The following is a 22,116-nucleotide window of genomic DNA, read 5'->3' on the forward strand; positions in this document are numbered from 1 at the left end:
CCCCCCCCCCCCCCCCCCCCCCCCCCCCCCCCCCCCCCCCCCCCCCCCCCCCCCCCCCCCCCCCCCCCCCCCCCCCCCCCCCCCCCCCCCCGCCGGTGCGTTCAGGACCGGCGCGTTCAGGACCAGGCGGCGACGGTGTAGCCCACGCCGTACGGGGCGTCCTCGTACAGCAGCCGTCCGGCGAGCCCGGCACCCCGTGCGGCACCGCCGAGCAGCTGCCAGGGGGCGCGGCCCGCCGCCTGGAGTTCGTGCCCGAGCGTCGCGTCGAGGGCCGCGAGGGCGTCGAGGTCCGCGGAGCCGAGCGCTTCGGTGGCCCGGGCGTCGAACCCGGCGGCCCTCTCGTCGAGGTAGCCGGGCGCCTTGAGCGTGCGGCAGGCGCTGCCGTCCCCCATCACCAGGAGCGCGACGCGCTCCGCACGCCGGGCCAGTGCGCCTCCGGTCTCCGCGCACTCCCCGGAGCTGCTGCGGGTTCCCACGGCGAACCCTTCGACGGGGGCGCCCGACCAGTGGGCCCGGCCCAGCAGCCACGCGCCCACCGCGAGGGACTGCGGCAGCGGCCGGCCCGCCGGGGCGTCGTCCCCCGGTCCGTGGCCCAGGGTCACGTCGAGGTCCACGCCCAAGCCCCGGAAGGAGCCCCGCGCACCGGCCGGGTAGGCCCCGGCGACCCGCTCGTCGCCCGGACCGACGACGACGAGCAGATCCGGGCGGGCGGCGGCGAGCACCCCGAGGGCGTCGAGGCACGCGTCACGCGCGGCGTCGAGCTCGGGTGCGGCCCCGGCGGCCACCTCGGGCACCAGGAGCGGCGGACAGGGGCACACGGCGGCGGCGACAAGCATGCCGGTCAGCGTACTGGCCGGGGTGACGGCTCAGAGCGGCCCCCGTCGCCCCCGTACGGATCAGCCGACGCCGCAGGCGGGGGCCTCGGCGGCCGGGAGCGGGGCCGGGGCGCCGATGCCGGGGAGGCCGAGCATGACGCCGGCGGGCTTGGCCGCGGCGGCCGCGGTGCGCTTCTCCCAGGCGTCGCCCGAGCGGGTGGCCCGTACCGCGAGCGGCGTGCCCTCGGCGAGCAGGTGGTGCGGGGCGGCGTAGGTGATCTCGACGGTCACCACGTCGCCGGGGCGCACATCCTGGCCGGGCTGGGTGAAGTGGACCAGGCGATTGTCGGGGGCACGGCCGGAGAGGCGCTGTGTGGCGCCGTCCTTGCGGCCCTCTCCCTCGGCGACCATGACGTCCAGGGTGCGGCCGACCTGCTTCTTGTTCTCGTCCCAGGAGATCTGCTCCTGGAGGGCGGACAGGCGCATGTACCGCTCCTGCACGACCTCCTTGGGGATCTGGCCGTCCATGTCGGCGGCGGGGGTCCCGGGGCGCTTGGAGTACTGGAAGGTGAACGCGTTGGCGAAACGGGCCTCGCGGACCGCGTGCATCGTCTGCTCGAAGTCCTCCTCGGTCTCGCCGGGGAAACCCACGATGATGTCGGTGGAGATGGCGGCGTCCGGCATCGCGGCGCGCACCTTCTCGATGATCCCGAGGAAGCGCTCCTGACGGTAGGAGCGGCGCATCGCCTTCAGGACGCGGTCGGAGCCGGACTGCATCGGCATGTGCAGCTGCGGCATCACGTTCGGCGTCTCGGCCATGGCGGCGATGACGTCGTCGGTGAAGTCGCGCGGGTGCGGTGAGGTGAAGCGGACGCGCTCCAGGCCCTCGATCTTCCCGCAGGCCCGCAGCAGCTTGGAGAAGGCCTCGCGGTCGCCGATGTCGGAGCCGTACGCGTTGACGTTCTGGCCGAGGAGGGTGATCTCGGAGACGCCCTCGGCGACCAGGGCCTCGATCTCGGCCAGGATGTCGCCGGTGCGGCGGTCCTTCTCCTTGCCGCGCAGCGCCGGGACGATACAGAAGGTGCAGGTGTTGTTGCAGCCGACGGAGATGGAGACCCACGCGGCGTAGGCGGACTCGCGGCGGGTGGGGAGGGTGGAGGGGAAGGCCTCCAGGGATTCGGCGATCTCGATCTGCGCCTCCTCCTGGATACGGGCGCGTTCCAGGAGGACCGGCAGCTTGCCGATGTTGTGGGTGCCGAAGACGACGTCCACCCAGGGGGCCCGCTTGACGATGGTGTCGCGGTCCTTCTGCGCGAGGCAGCCGCCGACGGCGATCTGCATCCCGGGGCGCTTGGTCTTCATGGGCGCGAGGCGGCCGAGGTTGCCGTAGAGCTTGTTGTCGGCGTTCTCCCGCACCGCGCAGGTGTTGAAGACGACGACATCGGCATCGCCGTCGGCTCCCTCGGGGGCCCGGACGTAACCGGCGTCCTCCAGGAGGCCCGACAGCCGTTCGGAGTCGTGGACGTTCATCTGGCACCCGTAGGTGCGTACCTCGTAGCTCTTCTGGACGTCCACTGCTTCGCTCCGGTTGCCGCTGCTCATGGGACAAGGGTAGGCGGTCGCCGGACAGGGCCGTCCCTTCCCGGTCGCTGTGGGCCGGGCCTCGCCGGGAGACCTGGTCAGCGGGGCGGGTGAGCTGGCAGGATCGCGCGCATGTCCCACGCTCTGTCCCGATTCGGCCTCCGGCGCACCCTGCAGACGGGCGCCGTCCTCGCGGTCGTGCTCGGGCTGCTCGCGTGGTGGCTGCTGCCCCAGCGGGAGGGGGACCCGAGCGGGTCGCTCACCTTCTCCACCGGAGTGCCCAGCGGCGTCTACCAGCGGTACGGGGAGCGGCTCGAAGGGGCGCTGGCCAAGGACCTGCCCGAGGTGTCGATACGGCTGCGGACGAGTGAGGGCTCGCAGCAGAACCTCGCCCGGGTGGCGACGGGCGAGGCCGACTTCACCATCGCCACCGCCGACGCCGTGGCCACCTATCTGCGGGACGGCAGGCCCGGGGCCCAGCGGCTGCGCGGCTGCGTCCGGCTGTACGACGACTACGTCCAGCTGGTCGTCCCCCGTGACTCCGACGTCCGGACGGTCGCCGATCTGCGGGGCAAGCAGGTGGCCGTCGGCCAGCAGGGCTCCGGGGTCCGGCTGATCGCGGACCGGCTGCTGACGGCGGCGGGCCTCGACCCGGCCGAGGACATCACCCCGGTGCCGGTGGGCATCGACACCATGCCGATCCGGCTGATCCAAGGACAGCTGGACGCCTTCTTCTGGTCGGGGGGGCTGCCGACCGCCGCGGTGCAGGAGCTGTCGCAGCGCTTCGACATCCGGCTGGTGCCGCTGGAGGCGGCCCTGGTCGCGAAGTTGCAGGCGGCGACCGGCCCCACCCGCTTCTACCGGTCGGCGATGATGCCCGCCGACGCCTATCCGCTGGCCCAGCAGGGCCAGGCGGTGCCCACGGTCGCCGTCTCGAATCTGCTCGTCACGACCGACCGCACGGATTCGGCGCTGACCGAGGCCTTCACCCGGACCGTGATCAACAGCCGGGACCGGATCGGCCGTGAGGTCCACGCGGCGCAGCTGGTGGATCTGCGGACGGCGATCTACACGGATCCGCTGGATGTGCACGAGGGGGCCAAGGACTACTACCGGTCGGTGAAGCCGTAGGGGCGTAGCACCCCACGGCCACGGCCGTGAAGCGGTGAGCTTGCCCTCCCGTGGCGGGCGCCCCTCACCCCTGAGCCGGATTGCGCGGCACGGAGACCCGCACCCGCAGCCCGTGCGGTTCGTGGTGTTCGTACGCGATCGAGCCACCGCCCGCCGCGAGCAGCACCCGGGAGATGGAGAGGCCCAGGCCCGATCCGCTGACGTTCTGGTGGCGGGTGCTGCGCCAGAAGCGGTCCCCGACGCGCTCCAGCTCCGCTTCGGTGAGGCCGGGGCCCCGGTCGGCGACCACGACGGTCGTCGCGGCGGCTGTCGCGGCGACCGTGACCCGTACGTCCTGTCCGGCGGGGGTGAACTTCAGGGCGTTGTCGATCACCGCGTCCAGGGCGCTGGAGAGCGCGATGGGGTCGGCCCACGCGGTGGCCGCAGGGGCGCCGTCCAGGGTGAGGCCCACGCCCTTCCGCTCCGCCATCGGGCGCCAGGAGGCGACGCGCTCGGCGGTGAGCGGGACGATGTCGATGAGCTGGAGGTCCGCCTCGGCGTGCTCGGCCAGCGCGAGGTCCAGGAGGTCGTCCAGGACCCGGGCCAGCCGCTTGCCCTCGGTGCGCACGGCGGCGATCTCCTCGTTGCCCTCGGGCAGTTCCAGGGCGAGGAGCTCGATGCGCAGGAGCAGGGCGGCAAGCGGGTTGCGCAGCTGGTGGGAGGCGTCGGCGACGAAGGCGCGCTGCTGTTCCAGCACGTCCTCGACGTTGTCGGCCATCTCGTTGAACGAGCGCGCCAGGCGTCTGAGTTCCGGCGGTCCGGCGGAGGCGGCGACCCGGGAGCGCATCCGGCCGCCGGCGATGTCGTGGGTGGCCGCGTCCAGGGTCCGCACGGGCAGCAGCACCCAGCCGGTGAGCCGGACGGCCGCGCCGATCGCCACCAGCAGGGCCAGGGCCTCGCCGAGGCCGATGAACAGCCAGGTCCGCAGAATCCTGGACCGCATCTCGCCGGTGGGCGAGTCGATCACGACGACGGCGACCACGTCCCCGTCGCGTACGACGGGCGAGGCGACGACGACCCGGCCGTCGTGCCAGGGCCAGACCTGCGGGGGGTCGTGCGAGCGGCGGCCGAGGAGCGCTTCCTTGAAGGCCGTGCGTCCCTCCCCCGCGACGGGCAGGGTCCAGAAGCTGGGAGCCTTCGCCAGGGGCCGGTGGTCCCGGAAGAAGACGCCCGCCCGGATGTCGTAGACCGAGGTGTAGACCTCCAGGTCGGTCTGGAGGGTGCGGCGGCGCTCCTCGCTGTCCGGGGAGGTGTCGGTGATGGACTGTGCCAGGGCGGCGAAGCGCGCGGTGTCGTCGATCCGGTCGATCACGAGGCGCTGCTGTTCGGCGGCGGCCACGCTCACCGCGAGCGGGAGGCCCAGGGTGATCAGGATGGCCGCCATCAGGATGATGAGCAGCGGAAGGAGACGGGCGCGCACCGGGGACGTACCCGCCCGTTACGCGGACGGGGCGACGAGCCGGTAGCCGACGCCCCGCACGGTCTCGATCAGGGCGGGCAGCCGCAACTTGGAGCGCAGGGAGGCGACGTGGACCTCAAGCGTGCGCCCGGTCCCCTCCCAGCTGGTGCGCCACACCTCGCTGATGATCTGCTCGCGGCGGAAGACGACACCGGGGCGCTGGGCGAGGAGGGCCAGCAGGTCGAACTCCTTGCGGGTGAGCTGCACTTCGGCACCGTCGACGCTGACCCGCCGGGTGGACAGCTCGATGGCGACCGGGCCCAGGCGCAGGGCGGCCGCGGGGGTCGGCACGGTGTCCTCGCCGCCGGTGGTGCGCCGGGCGACCGCGTGGATGCGGGCGAGCAGCTCGCCGGTGTCGTAGGGCTTGACCACGTAGTCGTCGGCACCGAGGTTGAGTCCGTGGATGCGCGAGCGCACGTCGGCGCGGGCGGTCACCATGATCACGGGGGTCGCGGTGCGCTTGCGGATCTTCCCGCACACCTCGTAGCCGTCCTGATCGGGCAGGCCGAGGTCGAGGAGGATCACCCCGAAGGGCTCCTTCTCGGCGGGCAGCAGCGCGCGCAGGGCCTCCTCGCCGTTACGGGCGTGCACGACCTTGAACCCGTGCCGCGCGAGCACGGCGGACAGGGCCGCCGCGACGTGGTCGTCGTCCTCGACGAGCAGCAGTCTCATGCCCCTCCTCTCCGTCCTCCCGGGCCGTCCGGCTCCTCGGTCGTTCGCGTAACGGCGTTCACCGTCGACTAACGGGCTTTCACCGTCACATGGCGTCAACCTTCACCGGCGTCAACCGTTGCATGGCGTCACTGGATGAAGCCCGACATTAACGCGTGCTTCATCCACAAGATCCCAGGTGAGGCTCCCCGTTCAGCGGCGTTTCACCTATCTCTCGCATATCTCCCGCTCCAGGCATCCACGCCGATGACCGGCACGCCAGTCAAGAGCCTGTCGGTTACAGCACGGTTTCCGTTATGCACCCGGTACGCCTCGGGGCAGCGCGTGACGTCCCGTTCACACGGAGTGTCCGGTTGCGGCCGGATCGTTATGCTCAATTTCCGCTCAGATGTAATGACGCTGGTCGCACTGCGTCACTAAGGTCCTTGGCAACCGAGGAGGACGGAGCAAGAAGCCGATGAGCGGAGTTTCAGTGACCAAGGCCGCCGAGGGTGCCGCACCCGCGGCGAACGACCTGGTCGTACTGAGCAACGTCAACAAGCACTTCGGCGCGCTGCATGTGCTCCAGGACATCGACCTGACCATCGCCCGTGGCGAGGTCGTGGTCGTCATCGGGCCTTCCGGGTCCGGCAAGTCCACGCTGTGCCGCACGATCAACCGCTTGGAGACGATCGATTCGGGCGCGATCTCGATCGACGGCAAGCCCCTGCCCCAGGAGGGCAAGGAGCTGGCCCGGCTGCGCGCCGACGTGGGCATGGTCTTCCAGTCGTTCAATCTCTTCGCACACAAGACGGTGCTGGAGAACGTGATGCTGGGTCAGGTCAAGGTCCGCAAGGCCGACAAGAAGGCCGCGGAGGAGAAGGCCAGGACCCTGCTCGACCGGGTGGGCGTCGGCGTACAGGCCGACAAGTACCCGGCACAGCTCTCCGGTGGTCAGCAGCAACGCGTCGCGATCGCGCGGGCGTTGGCGATGGACCCGAAGGTCATGCTCTTCGACGAGCCCACGTCGGCCCTCGACCCGGAGATGATCAACGAGGTCCTCGAAGTCATGCAGCAGCTGGCCCGGGACGGCATGACGATGATCGTCGTCACGCACGAGATGGGATTCGCCCGCTCCGCCGCCAACCGCGTCGTGTTCATGGCCGACGGGAAGATCGTCGAAGAGGCCACGCCCGAGCAGTTCTTCAGTAATCCTCGCAGCGACCGGGCCAAGGACTTCCTGTCGAAGATCCTTCACCACTGACGGCCGAACGCCCGACGCCCGAGCGCTGGGCGATCGAATGCCTGACGACTTGGCGCCTGAACGCCCGACGACAACGACCCATGACCTAAGGACTGTTCACATGAAGCTCCGCAAGTCGGCCGCCGTCGCGGCCATCGCCGTACTCGCCCTGACCGCGACCGCGTGCGGCGGCAAGGAGGGCTCCGCCGGTGACAAACCGGGCGGCACGAAGCCCGGTTCCTCCGAGGCCCCCGCGCTGCCCACGTACACCGCGGCCAAGGACGTCGACCTGGACTCGCCGGTCTTCAAGAAGGCGAAGCAGCGCGGGAAGCTGATCATCGGCGCCAAGGCCGACCAGCCCTTCCTCGGTTTCGAGGACCAGTCGACCAAGGAGCGCTCCGGCTTCGACATCGAGATCGCCAAGATGGTCGCGGCGGACCTCGGCTTCACGGAGAAGCAGATCGAGTGGAAGACCGTCGACTCCGGCGTCCGTGAGACGGCCATCTCCAAGGGCCAGGTCGACTACTACGTCGGCACCTACACGATCAACGACGAGCGCAAGAAGCAGGTCGGGTTCGCCGGTCCTTACTACAAGGCCGGCGCGGACCTCCTGATCCGCAAGGGCGACGACTCGATCAAGGGCAAGGATTCGGTCAAGGGCAAGAAGGTCTGCTCGATCGTCGGCTCCACGCCGCTCCAGGAGATCAAGAAGCCCGAGTACGGCGCGAGCGTCGTCGAGCTGGCCAAGTACTCCGACTGCGTGCAGCAGCTGCTGACCAAGCAGGTCGACGCCGTCACCACGGACGACTCGATCCTCAAGGGGTACGCCGCCGCCAACTCCGGCAAGCTTGAGGTCGTCGGCGAGCCGTTCACCGATGAGCCCTACGGCGTCGGCCTGGACAAGGACGACAAGGTGCTGCGCGAGGCCATCAGCAAGTCGCTGGAGGAGCGCGTCAAGGACGGCACGTACAAGAAGATCTACGAGGGCACGCTGGGCCTGTCCGGCGCGGAGTACACCGACCCGCCGGCCATCGAGCGCTACTGACACTCGTCGGCCGCCCGACGGCTGACACCGGTCAGCTGCCGGGCTGCTGACACCCGTCAGCTGTCCGGCGGCTGACATCTCGTCACCGACGCCACGCGTGTGACCCAGGCGTCCCGTACCCCACCGCTGTCCGAGCTCCCTCGGGTACAGCGGGCGTGCGGGGCGCCCCTTCCCCTGCCCCCGATGCCGATGACCGCCGACGCGGAGAACTCATGAACGTACTGCTCGACAATTTCCCAGCGTTCCGCGACGGCTTCATAGGAACCGTGTCGATCACCGCCGTCAGCTCGGTTGTCGCCCTGGTCCTCGGTGTGGCCATCGCCGGATTCCGCGTATCGCCGGTGCCGCCGCTGCGGTACTTCGGCACCGCGTGGGTCACGCTGATGCGCAACACCCCGCTGACGCTGCTCTTCCTGATCTTCTTCTTCGTCGTGCCGGAGATCCTCTTCCCGGGGATGAGCCCGTTCGTTCTCGGCTCGCTGGCGCTCGGCTTCTACACCTCCTCGTTCGTCTGCGAGGCGGTCCGCTCCGGCATCAACACCGTGCCGCTGGGGCAGGCCGAGGCGGCCCGCTCGATCGGTATGACGTTCGCCCAGACACTGCGAATCGTGGTGCTCCCCCAGGCGACCCGGACCGTGATCCCGCCACTGAGCAGCATCTTCATCGCGCTCACCAAGAACTCCGCGATCGCCGGGGCCTTCAGCAACGCCGAGCTGTTCGGCTGGCAGAAGCTGATGAGTGACAAGGGATACGACATCATCCCCGTCTTCGTCTGGGTGGCCCTCGGCTATCTGGTCGTCACGTTTACCATCAGCGGCCTCTTCCGGCTGCTGGAGCGTCGCATGGAGGTCGCCCGATGAGCGCCAGCGTTCTCTACGACGCCCCGGGCCCCAAGGCCCGCGTCCGCAACCGGGTCTACGCCGTCGTCGGCACCCTCGCCATCGCGGCGCTGATCCTCGTGAGCGTGCTGCGGCTGGCGGACAAGGGCCACCTGGCCCCCGAGATGTGGGACATCTTCAACTACTCGGGCATCCGGCAGAACATCGCCGACGCGGTGCTCGCCACGCTGAAGGCGTTCGGGCTGGCCGCGGTCGGCTCGCTGGTCCTCGGTGTGCTGCTCGCGGTGGGCCGGCTCTCCGACCACCAGCCGATCCGCTGGGCGGCGACGACCTTCATCGAGCTGTTCCGCTCGCTCCCGCTCCTGATCACCATCTACGCCATCTGGGTCGGCTTCCTCACCGACCACTCGATGTGGGCACTGGCGGCGGGCCTGTCCGTCTACAACGGCTGTGTCCAGGCCGAGGTCCTGCGCGCCGGAATCAACTCGGTACCCAGGGGCCAGAGCGAGGCCGCGTACGCGCTCGGCATGAGCAAGACGCAGGTCATGGTGACGGTCCTGATGCCGCAGGCCATCCGGTCCATGCTGCCGACGATCATCAGCCAGCTCGTGGTGACCCTGAAGGACACCTCGCTCGGCTTCATCATCCTGTACCCGGAACTGCTCCAGACCGCGCGTCTGATCGCCTCGAATACGCAGGTGAACGGCCAGTACCCGTACGTCTCGACGATCGTCGTCATCGGCACCATCTACATCGCGATGTGTCTGGTGCTCTCGGCACTGGCGACCTGGATCGAGAAGCGCGGCCGTCGCGCCAAGACCGGCATCAAGGTGGCGCCCGGCGTCCAGGCCGCCGGCATCCCCACGGTGGACGACGTCCCGGCGGCGAACCCGGGGGGCGCAGGGGGCGCGGGCACCGGGGCCGACGGTGCCGGCGGGACCGATGTGACGAAGAGCTGATCCTCACCGGGCCGTCCCGGCGGGAGCATTCGAGGCAGCGGCGCACGCGTCGCTGCCTCGGTCACTTGACGCAAGCACCACCAGTGGGTTGCATACGTTCTGTGATCACGCACCCGGCTTCCCCTGCCACGTTCCGCATGGCCGTGCGAAACGTCAGCATGACCGTACGGCCCGTCAGCATGCCTGTGCGGACCGGAGGGTACGCGCCGTGGACCCGGTGATCGTCGTCGGCGCCGGACCGGTCGGTCTGACGCTGTCACTGACCCTCGCCGCCCAGGGGGTCCCCTCGGTCGTCCTCGACGAGGGCCCCGGCACGGAGGAGACCCGGCTCGCCCGCACGGTCGTGCTGCGGGAGGACACCGCCGATCTGATGGGCCGTCTCGGCTGCCGGGGTCTGGACCGGGCCGGGCTGCGCTGGGCCGGGTGGCGCTCGATGCGCCGGAAGCAACTGGTCCGGGAAGTGCCGCTGGGCGAGGGCCCGGAGGGCGAGGACGGCCTGCCTCGCCCCGCGCTCCTGCCCGCACCGCTCCATGTACCGCAGCACGCGCTGGGCACCGCGCTGCGGGCAGCGGTCGGCGCGGCACCGCTGGTCCAGCTGATGCCGCTGAGCCGGATCGACGCCCTGGAGCAGGACGCGCACGGCGTCACGGTGCACACCAGGGAGCCCGGTTCGACCTGGTGGCGCGGGAGTTACGTGGTCGGCTGCGACGGCGCCCGGTCGACCGTGCGCAAGCTGCTGGACATCCGGTTCCCGGGCCGTACTGCGGTGGAGCGGCACGCCGTCGCCGCGCTTCGGGCCGAACTGCCCTGGCCCGGCGAGGCCGTCCTGCACCGGCAGCCCCCCTGGCGCACGGGCGGCGCCGAGGCCACCGCCCGGCCGCTGCCGGACGGCGTCTGGCGGGTGGACTGGCTGCTGCCGCCGCGCGGCGAACTGGTCACCCCCGAAGCCCTGATCACCCGCATCCGGGACACCCTGGCGGGCTGGTGCGGCGAAACCCCGGCGTACGAGCTGCTGGACACCGGTGTCCACACCCTTCACCACCGGCTCGCCCGCCGCTGGCGGCGACAGCGCGCCTTCCTTGCGGGGGACGCGGCACATCTGCTGGGAGCCCTGGGCACCCAGGGCCTGGACGAAGGCCTCCGGGACGCCGAGAACCTGGCCTGGAAGCTGGCTCACGCCTGGCACCACGGCCCTGCCGAGCAGTTGCTCGACAGCTACCAGTCCGAGCGCCGGGCAGCGGTGGCCGCCCGGCTGCGCGCCGCCGACCAGTCCCTGCCGATACTGCGCGGCGGGGGCGGCCTGCGGACCCTGGTCCCGGGAGCCGCACGCGGCCACGACACCCTGCTCGCCGACGGCCATCTGGGCCGCGGAGCCCTGGGGGCGCCCCCCTCGTACTCGCACTCCCCCCTTTCACCTCCACGCGCCGAGGCGCACACAGCCGTCGGTACGCCCCCCGGTGCGCCGGTCGCCGATGTACGGGTGACGGCGCCGGACGGGACGACGGTTCGCCTGCGGGATCGGCTCGGGCAGGGGCATCCGCTGGTCGTCCTGGTCGCGCCCGGGACGGGGGTGTGGGACCGGCGGCACTGGCAGACCGCGGGCGTCATGCCGCGCCTCACGGACGCCGTGGCGGCACTGCCCGTCACGGCGGAGCTGCTGGTCACCGAGAACTACCCGGGGGCCTCGGCGCACACCGTCCTCCTGATCAGGCCGGACGGGCACCTGGTAGCGGCCTTCGGCGGCGTACGGCCCGCCGAACTGTTCGCCGCGGCCCGGGCCGCGCTGGGCGGTGCGGGCCACGGTACGGAGGGGGGCGCGGAACCGAAAGGACCTGGGGGCCCGGAGGGAGCGGAGCAGGCGGAGAAAGTGGAGACGGAAAAGGCGGAGAGGGTCGAGGTCGAGAAGGTGGACGAGCCGGAGGGGGGCATGGACGACGATGCTGCGGGGCACGAGCAGCGGTCCCAGGCCCGGGCCCGGGTCCACGCCGACGGGACCGCCGGGATCAATTGATCGTCACGGGCGCACATGCCGTACTCCAGATCATGACCGACACCGGTGTACGCCTGTGGCGGAGGTTCCCCTATGGACCTCGTCCGATACGCGGGCTGCGTGTGGCCCGCCCTGCTGAATCGCCCTCCTCTGCCGGTCCGTGCCGCTTCCCGCACGGCCGGGCTCGCGCGCACTCTCAGGGCGGTCCTCGTGTCTTCCCCTCGCCCCGCCGCGCCGACGGCTGCTTCCGTACCCTCTCCCGCCACCCCTGCCGCGGTGCCCCAGCCCCTGTGAGTGACTTCGGCCGACCCCCGGGGACCGGCGAACGGGCTGGCACGATCACGCCGATTCGGTCGGCGCGTTCACCACCGCGGCGGGCACGCTCAAGGAACACTCGCTGGCCGTGCGGCTGCCCACCGACGGACGGCTGGACGGAACCCTGGAACTGACCGACGGGGTGGACCGGTCCAGGGAACTGGCGGCCGACCAGGGCCGAGCCTTCGGGAAGCACTACGTCCACGAGGTGCTCAACGAGTCCGACACCCCGCACGCCGTCTCGGTCCACGCCCACTACCCGCCGCTGCCGCGCATCCGCCGGTTCAGCCGCACCGGCACGGTGCTCCGCCTGGAGCAGACCGAGAGCCCGGAGGACTGGCAGTGAGCGAGAACCGGACCGGAAGCACACCGGACACGAGCGCTTCGGCCACCGTGGGCATCGACGAACCGGCCACTGGGCATCGACGAACTGCTGGAGCGGGTCAGGGCCGGGTACGACCGGATCGGCCCGCACGAGGACGCCGCGGCCGCCGAGGCCGGGGTCCTCCTGGTGGACATCCGGTACGCGGCGCTCCGCGACCGGGACGGACTGGTCCCGGGTGCGCTCGGCGTCGAACGCAACGAGCTGGAGTGGCGGCTCGACCCCCAGGGCAGCCACCGCGCCGCCGAGGCCGTCGGCCACGACCTCCAGATCGTGGTGCACTGCAACGAGGGGCACGAGTCGAGCCTCGCGGTTGCCTCGCTGCGGCAGCTGGGGCTGCGCCGAGCCACCGACCTGATCGGCGGCTTCCAGGCCTGGCGCGCCGCCGGCCTCCCGGTCACCTCACCACCGCCCGAGGCCTGACGGAGCCCGGGGAAGCACGGTCACCGCCCTGACGGCGTCCGTTCCTCCCTCGGCCCTGGACCCCGAGGCCTGCGGCCCTGGGTGCCCCACACCCGAACGCCACGTTCCAGTAGAGCAATCGCCGTGCGTGACCGACATTCGCCTCACACAGAGGACCGAAATGTACGGAGATGACGCACCCATGGCGACCGCTGTCCTCACCCCCGGCCAACTCGACGACCAGGCCGCCCGGCTGCACGACACCCAGGCGTGGCAGCGGATCGTCACGGGCTGGGAGCACACCGCCCCGGAGCCTGCGCTCCCCCCGGCGAGGCCGACGCGGCCCGCGCCCCCGCGCCCCGCCGACTGGCGGAGCCTGCTCTCCGTCCCCGTGGACCGGCTCATCGACGACTCCTTGCGGGCGCTGCCGGCCGCGCCCCCGCACGAGCGTCCGCTGCCGGGGCGACTGGGTGCGATGCTGCCCGACCGCCTCCATGGCTGGCGGCGGGTCGGCCAGGGTGACCTGCGCCCCTCGACCCACCTGGGCTACGCCCGGCAGATCCTGTCCGAATGGGGCTGGCAGAACACCCCGTACCGGCTGCGGAACGCCCGTGGCGCACGCTGCGTCTGCGGTGCCATGGTCTCCGCGCACCGCCTCGGCTATGGCTCCCTCGACACGGTGAACCGGGCGGGCGCCTGGCTGATCACGGAGCTGCGCTCGCAGGGATGGCCAGGCCTGATCGGCCCCTGGAACCGCCACCCCGGCCGCACCGCCGCCGACGCCCTGGCCCTGCTCGACACCACGATCCGCCGCGCGGCCCTGGCCGGACACTGACACGAACGAGCCCCGTGCCCCGCCTTGCTCCCCCACCGCCTGGCTCCCCCGCTCCCCCTATGGCTCGGCTCGCCCGTTCCTCCGCTCCTCTCATGAGGCTCGACTCCCCGTTTCCCTGCTCCCATTCCCCGTAGGGCTAAGGCCCCCGTTCTGTCCCTCAGGGCTCGGCGCCCCCGTTGAACTCGGCTCCCCCGCTCCCCCGCGCCTCCCCGGTAGGGCTCGTCTCCCCCGTCCCCTCGCGCCCTGTAAGGCGCGTCCCCTCGTCGGCCTCAGAAGGGCTCGTCCAAGCCCTCCGTGTCCTCGCCCTCCTCCTCCAGCGCCTGACGCACCACGCGCAGGGCCATGCCCTCCCCGTATCCCTTGCGTGCGAGCATGCCCGCCAGTCGGCGCAGCCGCTTGTCGCGGTCCAGGCCCCGCGTGGAGCGGAGCTTGCGGGCCACGAGCTCGCGTGCCGTCTCCTCCTCCTGGTCCGCGTCGAGCTGTCCGACCGCCTCGTCGATCACGGCGGAGTCCACGCCCTTCGTCCGCAGCTCGCGGACGAGGGCGCGGCGGGCGAGCCCCCGGCCGTGGTGCCGGGACTCCACCCACGCCCCGGCGAACGCCGCATCGTCGATCAGCCCCACGTCCTCGAAGCGCGCGAGGACTTCCTCAGCGGCCTCGTCCGGAATCTCCCGCTTGCGCAGTGCGTCCGCGAGCTGCTTGCGCGTTCTGGGCGTGCCGGTCAGCAGCCGCAGGCAGATATTGCGTGCCTGCTCGACCGGGTCACGCGGCTCCCCCTTCTCGGCCCTCGACGAGGAAGGGGAGCCGCTGCTTCTGCTGGAGCGGGCACGGCGGCCCGCCCCCTCACTGAACCCGCCGTCCGCGTCTCCCCCACCGCGCGAGCGGCGCCCGGAGCGCCCCTCGCCACCGGACCCCGGCCCGGAGGCGAACGCATCGGTGGACCCGTCGCCGAATCCGGACCCGGCACCGGGCTCGGCGGGGCGGTCCGGCCACTCCGTACGACGTGTCACGGCCTAGCTCTTGGCCGCCGCGGCCTTGGCGGGCTTGGCCTTGGCCGCCGCAGCGGTCGTCGGCTTCGCCGCCCCTTCGGCCACCGGGGCCGCAGCGGTGTCACCGGCGGACTCGCCCGACGCGGCGTCCGGGCGGATGCCGACACCCAGCTTCTCCAGGATCTTCTTCTCGATCTCGTTGGCGAGGTCGGGGTTGTCCTTGAGGAAGTTGCGGGCGTTCTCCTTGCCCTGGCCCAGTTGGTCGCCCTCGTACGTGTACCAGGCGCCGGCCTTGCGGACGAAGCCGTGCTCCACGCCCATGTCGATCAGACCGCCCTCGCGGCTGATGCCCTGGCCGTAGAGGATGTCGAACTCGGCCTGCTTGAACGGCGGAGCGACCTTGTTCTTGACGACCTTGACGCGGGTGCGGTTACCGACGGCGTCGGTGCCGTCCTTGAGCGTCTCGATCCGGCGGATGTCGAGGCGCACCGAGGCGTAGAACTTCAGTGCCCGGCCACCGGTGGTGGTCTCCGGGGAGCCGAACATCACGCCGATCTTCTCGCGTAGCTGGTTGATGAAGATCGCGGTGGTCTTCGACTGGTTGAGCGCGCTGGTGATCTTACGGAGGGCCTGGCTCATCAGCCGGGCCTGGAGACCCACGTGCGAGTCGCCCATCTCACCCTCGATCTCCGCACGGGGCACCAGGGCCGCGACGGAGTCGATGACGATCAGGTCCAGGGCACCGGAGCGCACCAGCATGTCGACGATCTCCAGCGCCTGCTCACCGTTGTCCGGCTGAGACAGGATGAGGCTGTCGATGTCGACGCCGAGCTTCTTCGCGTACTCCGGGTCAAGCGCGTGCTCGGCGTCGATGAACGCCACCGAGCCGCCGAGCTTCTGCGCGTTCGCCACGGCGTGCAGCGTCAGCGTCGTCTTACCGGAGGACTCCGGTCCGTACACCTCCACCACGCGGCCGCGCGGCAGGCCGCCGACGCCGAGGGCGACGTCGAGGGCGGTCGATCCCGTGGGGATGACCTCGATGGGCTCGTTGGGACGCTCGCCGAGGCGCATCACCGCGCCCTTGCCGAACTGTCGTTCAATCTGTGCGAGTGCGGCGTCCAACGCCTTCTCGCGGTCGGTTCCTGCCATGGGTTCCACCCGATTTGCTTGAGTCGATCGCTTCACGTCAAAGACGCTAACCCCTGCCACTGACAATGGGCCTCGACGTCCTCCCGGCCTGTGGACAACTCCACGGTCGAGCCCGGGAAACCCGGCCGGAAATCCCATCAGAATGGATGTTCGATTTCCATGTCAAGCGCACCACGCGGGACCTGTGGACAGCGCCATCAGCCACGGTCGAGGCTGCACTCGTGGTGGATTCACCCTATATTCGGCCAGTATGGGAGTGAGTGCGGAACGCGGAACGCCCGGCCCTGAGCCTGCGGACGAGTCCGGCCTGCCCGGCCCATCCGACCTACCCGGCTCGTCCGTCCCGGCCGACCTGTCCGACCTGTCCGGCCGTGTGGCACTCGTCGCGGGAGGCACCCGCGGGGCCGGCCGGGGAATCGCCGTGCAGCTCGGCGCCGCCGGGGCGACCGTGTACGTCACCGGCCGTACGAGCGGTTCCGAGCGCTCCGAGATGGACCGGCCCGAGACGATCGAGGAGACCGCGGCCCTGGTCGACGCGGCGGGCGGCCGTGGCATCCCCGTCCAGGTCGACCACCTGGACCCCGACCGGGTCAGCGCGCTCGTGGCCCGTATCGCGAGCGAGCAGGGGGCCCTGCACATCCTGGTCAACGACATCTGGGGTGCCGAGATCGAGTGGAACAAAACGGTCTGGGAGTCCTCGCTCGACACCGGGCTGCACACCCTGCGGCTGGCCGTCGACACCCACGCCATCACCAGTCACTTCGCGCTGCCGCTGCTGATCGAGACACCGGGAGGCCTGGTCGTCGAGATGACCGACGGCACGCACGAGTACAACGCGTCCCGCTACCGCGTCTCGTTCTTCTACGATCTGGCCAAGGCTGCGGTGAACCGGATGGCCTTCGCCCTCGCCCACGAACTCGCACCGCACCGGGCGACCGCCGTGGCGCTCACCCCGGGCTGGCTCCGGTCCGAGGCGATGCTCCAGGCCCACGGAGTGACCGAGGCCACCTGGCGCGACGCGATCGCGCACTCACCCCACTTCGCGATCTCCGAATCCCCCGCGTACGTCGGCCGCGCGGTGGTCGCCCTCGCCCTCGACGCCGACAGGGCACGCTGGAACGGGAAGTCGCTCTCCAGCGGCCAACTCGCCCAGGTGTACGGCTTCACCGACGTGGACGGCAGCCGCCCCGATGCCTGGCGGTATCTGACCGAGGTCCAGGACCCGGGCCTGCCGGCCGATGTGACGGGATACCGCTGATTCGCGGTCGAAGTCGAAGTGCCGATGAGAAGTGCCGATGATCCGTGTCGTTCGGAGTCGGAGTCGAGCACGCGCTGATCCGTATCGCCCTGATGGACATCCGTATACCCGGGACCGACGGCCTGGAGGCCACCCGCCGCATCACCGCCGACCCGCTCCTTCAGCCATCCGGGGGGACTCTGGCCTGTCGCTGTTCGCAGGCCGGTCGCGCCGTCTGACGGCGAAGACAGCGAAGGCGGCGGACGGGGCGGCGCTCACCCTGCTCGTACCGTGCTGATCGCGTACTGCCCGTTGCTGGTCGCCGCCCAGGCGTGGACCTGGCGCTCCGTCCGGCACCGGGTGACGCACCCCTCGTACCTCTGGACCGCCACCGGCGGTGGCTCCGGGCCGGTCTCAGCCGCCCGCCCGGCCGGGGCCTCCGAGCGTCCGGCGTATCCGGGCGAGGACCGGAGCCCCGCTCCGGGGGCGGGGGCCGTCGTGCATCCTGGGGTCGTCGGTGACGTCGTACCGCTTCACATAGGCACCGAGGAACGCCTGGAGCGTGGCGACGGCGGGAATGGCGATCAGCGCGCCGATCGCGCCCAGCAGGGCCGTCCCGGCGATGACCGAGCCGAAGGCGACCGCGGGGTGGATGTCGACGGTCTTCGCGGTCAGCTTCGGCTGGAGGACATAGTTCTCGAACTGCTGGTACACGACGACGAACCCGAGCACCCACACCGCGTACCAGGGGTCGATGGTGAAGGCGATCAGCATCGGCAGGGCGCCCGCCAGGTAGGTGCCGATGGTGGGGATGAACTGCGAGACGAGGCCGACCCAGACCGCGAGCGCAGGGGCGTAGGGCACTCCGAGGATCACCAGCAGGATGTAGTGCGCGACTCCGGAGATGAGCGCCATCAGGCCGCGGGAGTAGATATAGCCGCCGGTCTTGTCGACCGCGATCTCCCAGGCGCGCAGGACTTCGGTCTGCCGGGCGGGCGGCAGTACGGAGCACAGGGCACGACGCAGACGGGGGCCGTCGGCCGCGAAGTAGAAGGAGAACAGGAAGATCGTCAGCAGCCGGAACAGCCCGCCGAGGACCGTGGTGGAGACGTCCAGGACACCGGTGGCGCTGTTCTGGACGTACCTCTGGAGCCAGTCGGAGTGCAGCAGGCTGTCCTGGACCTCGACCCGGGAGAGCTCCGTGTGGAAGGTCTGGTTGACCCAGTTGATCACCGAGTCGATGTACTTGGGGAAGTCGTCGACCATGTCGAGGATCTGGCCCGCGAGCATCGACCCCAGCAGCACGACGAACCCGATGCCGAAGATCAGCAGGCCGAGGAAGACCAGGAACGTGGCCAGTCCGCGACGTATGCCGCGCGCCGACATCCGGCCCACCGCGGGCTCGATGGCGAGTGCGAGGAAGAAGGCGATCAGCACGTTCGTCAGCAACCCGATGAGCTGGTCGAACGCCCAGCTGCCGAGCTGGAAACAGGCGTACAGCGCGAGGGCCAGGACCATCGCGCGCGGCAGCCAGCCGGGCATGCGGACCGCGCCGGACGGCGGCGCGGGTGGCGCGGCCGGCGGGACGGACGGCGAGGCGGGCTGCTGGGCCGGGACGGTCTCGTCTGTCGCTGACACGGGACAAGTCTCGCCTACGCCGCTGACAGCGGATCCCCCCGCCCCGATTCCGGAGTCAGCGCCGGCCCCGCCCGATTCCGGAGGTCAGCGCTTGGAGGTCAGCGCTTGTCCGCGGGCACGTCCATGGCGGCGCAGACTCCGCGCCAGACGTCCTTGGCGTCCCAGCCGGCGTTCAGGGCCTGATGCACCGTACGGCCGCCGAGCTCGGCCATCACATGGTCACGGGCGAAGGAGTCCGCGTACGCCGCACCGAAGTGGTCCGCCATCCGCTCCCAGAAAATCGTCAACCGCATGACATCAGTATCGCGCTCCTGAGAGTGCAGCCCGTCCGCGTGGCATGTGCCGGGCCCTCTTTCCGTTCTACGGTCGCTCCATGGCTGGAACCGGATCAGACCCCCTCTCCCGCGCTGAGCAGTTCATCTGGCTGACGGCGCGCGTCCTCGAACAGCGGAGGTTCGCCCATGGCTTTCTGGGCGGAGATCCCGACGCCGTCGAAACGGCCCTGACCGCCTATCTGAACAAGGACGGCGGTTACGGCCACGCGCTGGAGCCCGACCTGCGTGGTCCGGTCAGCCAGCCCCTGCACACCGCCCACGCCCTGAGCGTTCTTGACTCGATCGGCCGCTGCAATGGACCGCGAGTGGAGCGAATCTGCCGCTATCTGACCGAGGTGTCCACCAAAGAGGGGGCATTACCCGCGCTGCTCCCCTCACAGCGGGGGTATCCCGCAGCACCGTTCATCCCTGTCGTCGACGATCCGCCAGCTGAGCTGTTGGCGACCGGTCCGGTCGTCGGGCTGCTGCACCGCAATCAGGTGTGGCACGCCTGGCTGTTCCGGGCGACGGATTTCTGCTGGAGCGCGGTCGATGCTTTGGAACAGTCCCACCCCTACGAGATCGAGGCGGCGGTCGCCTTTCTGGACGGCGCCCCGGACCGGGCCCGCGCCGAGGTGGCGGCCGACCGCCTCGGCCGGCTGGTGCGCGAACAGCGGCTCGCGGTGCTCGATCCGGGGCGCCGGGCCGACTATCCGGTGGCGGCGGGCTACGCACCCGGGGAGCACCACTTCCCGCACGACTACGCCCGTACGCCCGGATCGCTGGCCCGCCGCTGGTTCACGGACGAGGAACTGGGACGCTCGCTCGACCATCTGTCCGCCCAGCAGCAGGACGACGGCGGCTGGCCCGTGAACTGGCGGCAGTGGGCGCCGGGAACGGCGCTGGAAGGGCGCCCCCTGGTGACGCTCAGGGCGTTGGACACACTCCGCGCGTACGGCCGCGGGCTCGGCTGAGCCCTCAGCCCAGCGCGCGTACGACGGCCGTCACGACCACGGCGGAGGCGACGACGACCAGGAAGTGCGCGCGCAGCACCAGGGCGAGGGCCGCGGCGGCGAGCCCGGCGGCCCGGGCGTCGAGGGCCAGCTCCTGGCCGGTCCCGAAGGTCTGCTGCGCTGTGAGCCCGGCCAGCAGCGCCACCGGGAGCAGCGCGGCCATCCGCTGGACGAGCGGCCGCTCCAGGGCGCCTGCGGGCACCAGCAGCCCGAGCAGTTTGGCGAGGTAGCAGCCGACGGTGGTCAGTCCGATGGCGATCCAGATGGTCATCGGCGTTCTCCGGTGGCGTCGGTGCCGTTCGTCGTGGGCGTCGGCCGCTTGCCGCGCCCCATGAGGAAGAGGACGACGGGAGCGGCGAGTGCGGACAGGAGCACCGGAACGCCCGCGGGCAGGACCGGCAGCAGGCCGAGCGCCAGGACGACGGCCAGCCCCGCCGTGACGCGTTCGACGGTGCTCCTGAGCATCGGCGCGAGCAGCGCGAGGAACACCGCGGGACTCGCCGCGTCCAGCCCCCAGGCGTCCGTGTCGCCCAGGGCGCCCGCCCCGAGTGCTCCGATCAGCGTGGTGAGGTTCCACAGGACGTACAGGGTGAGCCCGGTGACCGTGAAGCCGATGCGCGCAGCACGCCGGGTGGGCTGTGGCAGGGTGACCGCGGTCGTCTCGTCGATCACCCAGTGGGCGGCGAAGGGCCGCACCGCTCGGGGAAACGCGAGCAGCTGCGAGAGCCGCAGGCCGTAGAAGGCGTTCCGGACGCCGAGGAAGAACGCGCCGGCCGCGGCCGTATAGGGGTTGCCGCCCGCGGCGAGTGCGCCGACCAGGGCGAACTGCGAGGCGCCGGTGAAGACGAGGAGGCTCAGCGCGCAGGTCTGGAGCAGGCTGAGCCCGGACCCGGCGGCGGTGACTCCGAAGGCGAAGCCGGAGAGCCCGACGGCGATACCGACGCCGAGCGCGTCCCGGACGACGGCCGCGTCGGGCTTGTCGGCCTGGACGTCGGTCGCATCGGGCCGGTGGGCCGTGCCGTACCCGGCCGCCCTGACGTCGGTCGTCGGGCCGGGAGGTTCGGCGGCTATGGCACCGGTTGCGCCGGTGCACTCTGGGGATGCTGTCTGTTCTGCCACGCCCGGCACGCTACGGGGACTGGCGAGGCCCGGTCTTGTACGTTCTTGCACGCTCACGCCGGTACGCGCCGGGCGGCACCCCCACGATCCGGGTGAAGTGCCGGTTGAGGTGCGGCTGATCGGTGAAGCCGACGGCTGTCGCGGCCTCGGCGGGGGCGACGCCCGTGTCCAGGAGACGGCGGGCCCTGCGCACCCGGGCGTCGGTGAGCCAGGTGTGCGGCGGCATCCCGAATTCCTTTTTGAAGGCCCTCAGCAGCGCGAACGTGCCGGTGCCCAGCTCTGCCGCGAGCGCCTCCAGCGTGGGCGGAGCGGCCATGCGCTCCTCCAGCACGGCACGGGCACGCGCGGCGTCACGCGCGCCCCCGGCGTACGCGGTCGGGCGGGGCAGCGGGCTGCCGTGCCGACTGAGGAGCCGGACGACCAGGACCCGCAGCAGACTGTCGGCGGCCAGCGCGTTGCCCTCCTCTGCGGCCCGGTGCACCTCGCCGATCAGCCGGGAGGCATGGGGGTCGGTCACCCGGGTCTCGGCGAAACCGACTGTGCCGCGCAGGGACGTCACCTCGGCCGCGATGTCGTTGACGACCCGGGCCGAGGGATAGAGCGTGGCGTACACCCAGCCCTCGGGCGATCCGGAGCGGGCGGTGTGCGGCACCTCCGGGTTGATCATGACGACGGTGCCGGGCACCGCGTGGACCGTGCCGCCCGGCAGCCCCACGTCCTCCACCCCGCGCGTGACCGCTCCGAACACGTACCCCTCGTGACTGTGCCGGGGGAAGGTGTGGCGGACGTACCGGGCACGCAGCAGATCGAGGTCGGGCAGCTCGGCGTACTGCCAGTGCCTCGCCCATTCCTCCGTACTGTCCGCTCCCGCCATGACAGCCATTCTCGCAGGTCCCGGGCGTGCGGCAGGAGCCGAGCGGGCGTCGGGGCAGCGGTTCACCGGCCCGTTGTCAGTGGCGGGGTGCACGATG

22 protein-coding genes and 1 pseudogene are annotated in these 22,116 nt (G+C 71.3%); 12 read left to right on the forward strand and 11 right to left on the reverse strand.

Going from position 1 to position 22,116, the window contains the following annotated elements; translation table 11 throughout:
• Positions 1-116: 116 nt before the first annotated feature.
• Together ACZ5WC_RS32045 and miaB are read right to left on the reverse strand one after the other, a co-directional pair.
• Positions 117-836 (reverse strand): class III extradiol dioxygenase subunit B-like domain-containing protein, encoded by a 720-nt coding sequence (locus tag ACZ5WC_RS32045; RefSeq protein ID WP_468544115.1) that lies wholly within the window; start codon positions 834-836, stop codon positions 117-119.
• Positions 837-896: 60 nt separating this feature from the next.
• Positions 897-2,417, reverse strand: a complete 1,521-nt coding sequence (miaB, locus tag ACZ5WC_RS32050) for a tRNA (N6-isopentenyl adenosine(37)-C2)-methylthiotransferase MiaB (RefSeq protein ID WP_468544116.1) — start codon at positions 2,415-2,417, stop codon at positions 897-899.
• Between the two features lie 111 nt (positions 2,418-2,528).
• Here miaB and ACZ5WC_RS32055 point away from each other — a divergent pair, with 111 nt between their 5' ends.
• Positions 2,529-3,527: a TAXI family TRAP transporter solute-binding subunit gene (locus ACZ5WC_RS32055; protein WP_468544117.1), complete on the forward strand. Its 999-nt coding sequence runs from the start codon at positions 2,529-2,531 to the stop codon at positions 3,525-3,527.
• A 64-nt stretch (positions 3,528-3,591) separates the two neighbouring features.
• On the opposite strand, the gene ACZ5WC_RS32060 is transcribed toward ACZ5WC_RS32055, so the two are convergent.
• Entirely contained in the window at positions 3,592-4,986 is a 1,395-nt protein-coding gene (locus ACZ5WC_RS32060) for a sensor histidine kinase (protein ID WP_096628510.1), read from the reverse strand.
• 18 nt (positions 4,987-5,004) lie between these two features.
• Positions 5,005-5,697, reverse strand: a complete 693-nt coding sequence (locus ACZ5WC_RS32065; protein ID WP_468544118.1) for a response regulator transcription factor — start codon at positions 5,695-5,697, stop codon at positions 5,005-5,007.
• Positions 5,698-6,154: 457 nt separating this feature from the next.
• On the opposite strand from ACZ5WC_RS32065, the gene ACZ5WC_RS32070 reads away from it, so the two are divergent.
• The 8 genes and pseudogenes from ACZ5WC_RS32070 (at position 6,155) to ACZ5WC_RS32105 (ending at position 13,686) form a co-directional block, all read left to right on the forward strand.
• A complete protein-coding gene (locus ACZ5WC_RS32070) occupies positions 6,155-6,940 on the forward strand; it encodes an amino acid ABC transporter ATP-binding protein (protein ID WP_311121828.1) in 786 nt (261 codons plus the stop codon).
• A gap of 100 nt (positions 6,941-7,040) precedes the next feature.
• Positions 7,041-7,964: a glutamate ABC transporter substrate-binding protein gene (locus tag ACZ5WC_RS32075; RefSeq protein WP_468544119.1), complete on the forward strand. Its 924-nt coding sequence runs from the start codon at positions 7,041-7,043 to the stop codon at positions 7,962-7,964.
• 212 nt (positions 7,965-8,176) lie between these two features.
• Positions 8,177-8,824, forward strand: a complete 648-nt coding sequence (locus tag ACZ5WC_RS32080; protein ID WP_468544120.1) for an amino acid ABC transporter permease — start codon at positions 8,177-8,179, stop codon at positions 8,822-8,824.
• On the forward strand, positions 8,821-9,762 hold the full coding sequence (locus tag ACZ5WC_RS32085; RefSeq protein WP_468544121.1) for an amino acid ABC transporter permease: 942 nt from the start codon (positions 8,821-8,823) through the stop codon (positions 9,760-9,762). The genes ACZ5WC_RS32080 and ACZ5WC_RS32085 overlap by 4 nt, the downstream gene beginning before the upstream one ends.
• Positions 9,763-9,970: 208 nt before the next feature.
• On the forward strand, positions 9,971-11,773 hold the full coding sequence (locus ACZ5WC_RS32090) for an FAD-dependent monooxygenase (protein ID WP_468544122.1): 1,803 nt from the start codon (positions 9,971-9,973) through the stop codon (positions 11,771-11,773).
• Positions 11,774-12,054: 281 nt separating this feature from the next.
• Positions 12,055-12,413 (forward strand): annotated as a pseudogene (locus ACZ5WC_RS32095) (cupin domain-containing protein); the annotation flags it as partial.
• A gap of 69 nt (positions 12,414-12,482) precedes the next feature.
• Positions 12,483-12,872: a rhodanese-like domain-containing protein gene (locus tag ACZ5WC_RS32100; protein WP_468544143.1), complete on the forward strand. Its 390-nt coding sequence runs from the start codon at positions 12,483-12,485 to the stop codon at positions 12,870-12,872.
• A 181-nt stretch (positions 12,873-13,053) separates the two neighbouring features.
• The gene (locus ACZ5WC_RS32105; protein WP_468544123.1) at positions 13,054-13,686 is read left to right on the forward strand and encodes a DUF6197 family protein; all 633 of its coding nucleotides are present in this window, start codon (positions 13,054-13,056) and stop codon (positions 13,684-13,686) included.
• A gap of 269 nt (positions 13,687-13,955) precedes the next feature.
• Here ACZ5WC_RS32105 and recX read toward each other — a convergent pair whose 3' ends face one another.
• Entirely contained in the window at positions 13,956-14,696 is a 741-nt protein-coding gene (gene recX, locus ACZ5WC_RS32110; protein ID WP_468544124.1) for a recombination regulator RecX, read from the reverse strand.
• A gap of 3 nt (positions 14,697-14,699) precedes the next feature.
• Positions 14,700-15,824, reverse strand: coding sequence for a recombinase RecA (recA, locus tag ACZ5WC_RS32115; RefSeq protein WP_468544125.1), 1,125 nt, complete (start codon positions 15,822-15,824; stop codon positions 14,700-14,702).
• A gap of 250 nt (positions 15,825-16,074) precedes the next feature.
• Here recA and ACZ5WC_RS32120 point away from each other — a divergent pair, with 250 nt between their 5' ends.
• Together ACZ5WC_RS32120 and ACZ5WC_RS32125 are read left to right on the forward strand one after the other, a co-directional pair.
• The gene (locus ACZ5WC_RS32120; RefSeq protein WP_468544126.1) at positions 16,075-17,082 is read left to right on the forward strand and encodes an SDR family oxidoreductase; all 1,008 of its coding nucleotides are present in this window, start codon (positions 16,075-16,077) and stop codon (positions 17,080-17,082) included.
• A gap of 44 nt (positions 17,083-17,126) precedes the next feature.
• Positions 17,127-17,300 carry a hypothetical protein gene (locus ACZ5WC_RS32125; protein WP_468544127.1) on the forward strand — a complete coding sequence of 58 codons (174 nt, stop codon included), beginning with the start codon at positions 17,127-17,129 and terminating at the stop codon, positions 17,298-17,300.
• A 175-nt stretch (positions 17,301-17,475) separates the two neighbouring features.
• Here ACZ5WC_RS32125 and ACZ5WC_RS32130 read toward each other — a convergent pair whose 3' ends face one another.
• Positions 17,476-18,603, reverse strand: a complete 1,128-nt coding sequence (locus ACZ5WC_RS32130) for an AI-2E family transporter (RefSeq protein WP_468544144.1) — start codon at positions 18,601-18,603, stop codon at positions 17,476-17,478.
• Between the two features lie 194 nt (positions 18,604-18,797).
• Entirely contained in the window at positions 18,798-18,992 is a 195-nt protein-coding gene (locus ACZ5WC_RS32135) for a DUF3046 domain-containing protein (RefSeq protein WP_200718779.1), read from the reverse strand.
• Positions 18,993-19,072: 80 nt separating this feature from the next.
• Between ACZ5WC_RS32135 and ACZ5WC_RS32140 the strand changes: the two genes are divergently transcribed.
• The gene (locus ACZ5WC_RS32140) at positions 19,073-19,987 is read left to right on the forward strand and encodes a hypothetical protein (RefSeq protein WP_468544128.1); all 915 of its coding nucleotides are present in this window, start codon (positions 19,073-19,075) and stop codon (positions 19,985-19,987) included.
• 4 nt (positions 19,988-19,991) lie between these two features.
• On the opposite strand, the gene ACZ5WC_RS32145 is transcribed toward ACZ5WC_RS32140, so the two are convergent.
• Genes ACZ5WC_RS32145 through ACZ5WC_RS32155 form a run of 3 tightly spaced genes read right to left on the reverse strand, consistent with a single transcriptional unit; the run spans position 19,992 to position 22,019 of the window.
• Positions 19,992-20,297, reverse strand: coding sequence for an AzlD domain-containing protein (locus tag ACZ5WC_RS32145; protein WP_468544129.1), 306 nt, complete (start codon positions 20,295-20,297; stop codon positions 19,992-19,994).
• Complete coding sequence (locus tag ACZ5WC_RS32150; protein ID WP_468544130.1) at positions 20,294-21,145, reverse strand: AzlC family ABC transporter permease; 852 nt, start codon at positions 21,143-21,145, stop codon at positions 20,294-20,296. Before ACZ5WC_RS32150 ends, ACZ5WC_RS32145 begins: the two co-directional genes overlap by 4 nt.
• 10 nt (positions 21,146-21,155) lie before the next feature.
• On the reverse strand, positions 21,156-22,019 hold the full coding sequence (locus ACZ5WC_RS32155; RefSeq protein ID WP_468544131.1) for an AraC family transcriptional regulator: 864 nt from the start codon (positions 22,017-22,019) through the stop codon (positions 21,156-21,158).
• Between the last annotated feature and the right edge of the window lie 97 nt (positions 22,020-22,116).

It is taken from the genome of Streptomyces sp. NPDC033165 (assembly GCF_055577965.1).

Coding starts and splice junctions, on each gene's coding strand:
- ACZ5WC_RS32065 (WP_468544118.1), bottom strand. CDS start 5,697: ATGAGACTGCTGCTCGTCGAGGACGACGACCACGTCGCGGCGGCCCTG.
- ACZ5WC_RS32145 (WP_468544129.1), bottom strand. CDS start 20,297: ATGACCATCTGGATCGCCATCGGACTGACCACCGTCGGCTGCTACCTC.
- ACZ5WC_RS32045 (WP_468544115.1), bottom strand. CDS start 836: ATGCTTGTCGCCGCCGCCGTGTGCCCCTGTCCGCCGCTCCTGGTGCCC.
- ACZ5WC_RS32155 (WP_468544131.1), bottom strand. CDS start 22,019: ATGGCGGGAGCGGACAGTACGGAGGAATGGGCGAGGCACTGGCAGTAC.
- ACZ5WC_RS32140 (WP_468544128.1), top strand. CDS start 19,073: ATGGCTGGAACCGGATCAGACCCCCTCTCCCGCGCTGAGCAGTTCATC.
- miaB (WP_468544116.1), bottom strand. CDS start 2,417: ATGAGCAGCGGCAACCGGAGCGAAGCAGTGGACGTCCAGAAGAGCTAC.
- ACZ5WC_RS32135 (WP_200718779.1), bottom strand. CDS start 18,992: ATGCGGTTGACGATTTTCTGGGAGCGGATGGCGGACCACTTCGGTGCG.
- ACZ5WC_RS32055 (WP_468544117.1), top strand. CDS start 2,529: ATGTCCCACGCTCTGTCCCGATTCGGCCTCCGGCGCACCCTGCAGACG.
- ACZ5WC_RS32070 (WP_311121828.1), top strand. CDS start 6,155: ATGAGCGGAGTTTCAGTGACCAAGGCCGCCGAGGGTGCCGCACCCGCG.
- ACZ5WC_RS32085 (WP_468544121.1), top strand. CDS start 8,821: ATGAGCGCCAGCGTTCTCTACGACGCCCCGGGCCCCAAGGCCCGCGTC.
- recA (WP_468544125.1), bottom strand. CDS start 15,824: ATGGCAGGAACCGACCGCGAGAAGGCGTTGGACGCCGCACTCGCACAG.
- ACZ5WC_RS32105 (WP_468544123.1), top strand. CDS start 13,054: ATGGCGACCGCTGTCCTCACCCCCGGCCAACTCGACGACCAGGCCGCC.
- ACZ5WC_RS32075 (WP_468544119.1), top strand. CDS start 7,041: ATGAAGCTCCGCAAGTCGGCCGCCGTCGCGGCCATCGCCGTACTCGCC.
- ACZ5WC_RS32080 (WP_468544120.1), top strand. CDS start 8,177: ATGAACGTACTGCTCGACAATTTCCCAGCGTTCCGCGACGGCTTCATA.
- ACZ5WC_RS32120 (WP_468544126.1), top strand. CDS start 16,075: ATGGGAGTGAGTGCGGAACGCGGAACGCCCGGCCCTGAGCCTGCGGAC.
- ACZ5WC_RS32130 (WP_468544144.1), bottom strand. CDS start 18,603: ATGCCCGGCTGGCTGCCGCGCGCGATGGTCCTGGCCCTCGCGCTGTAC.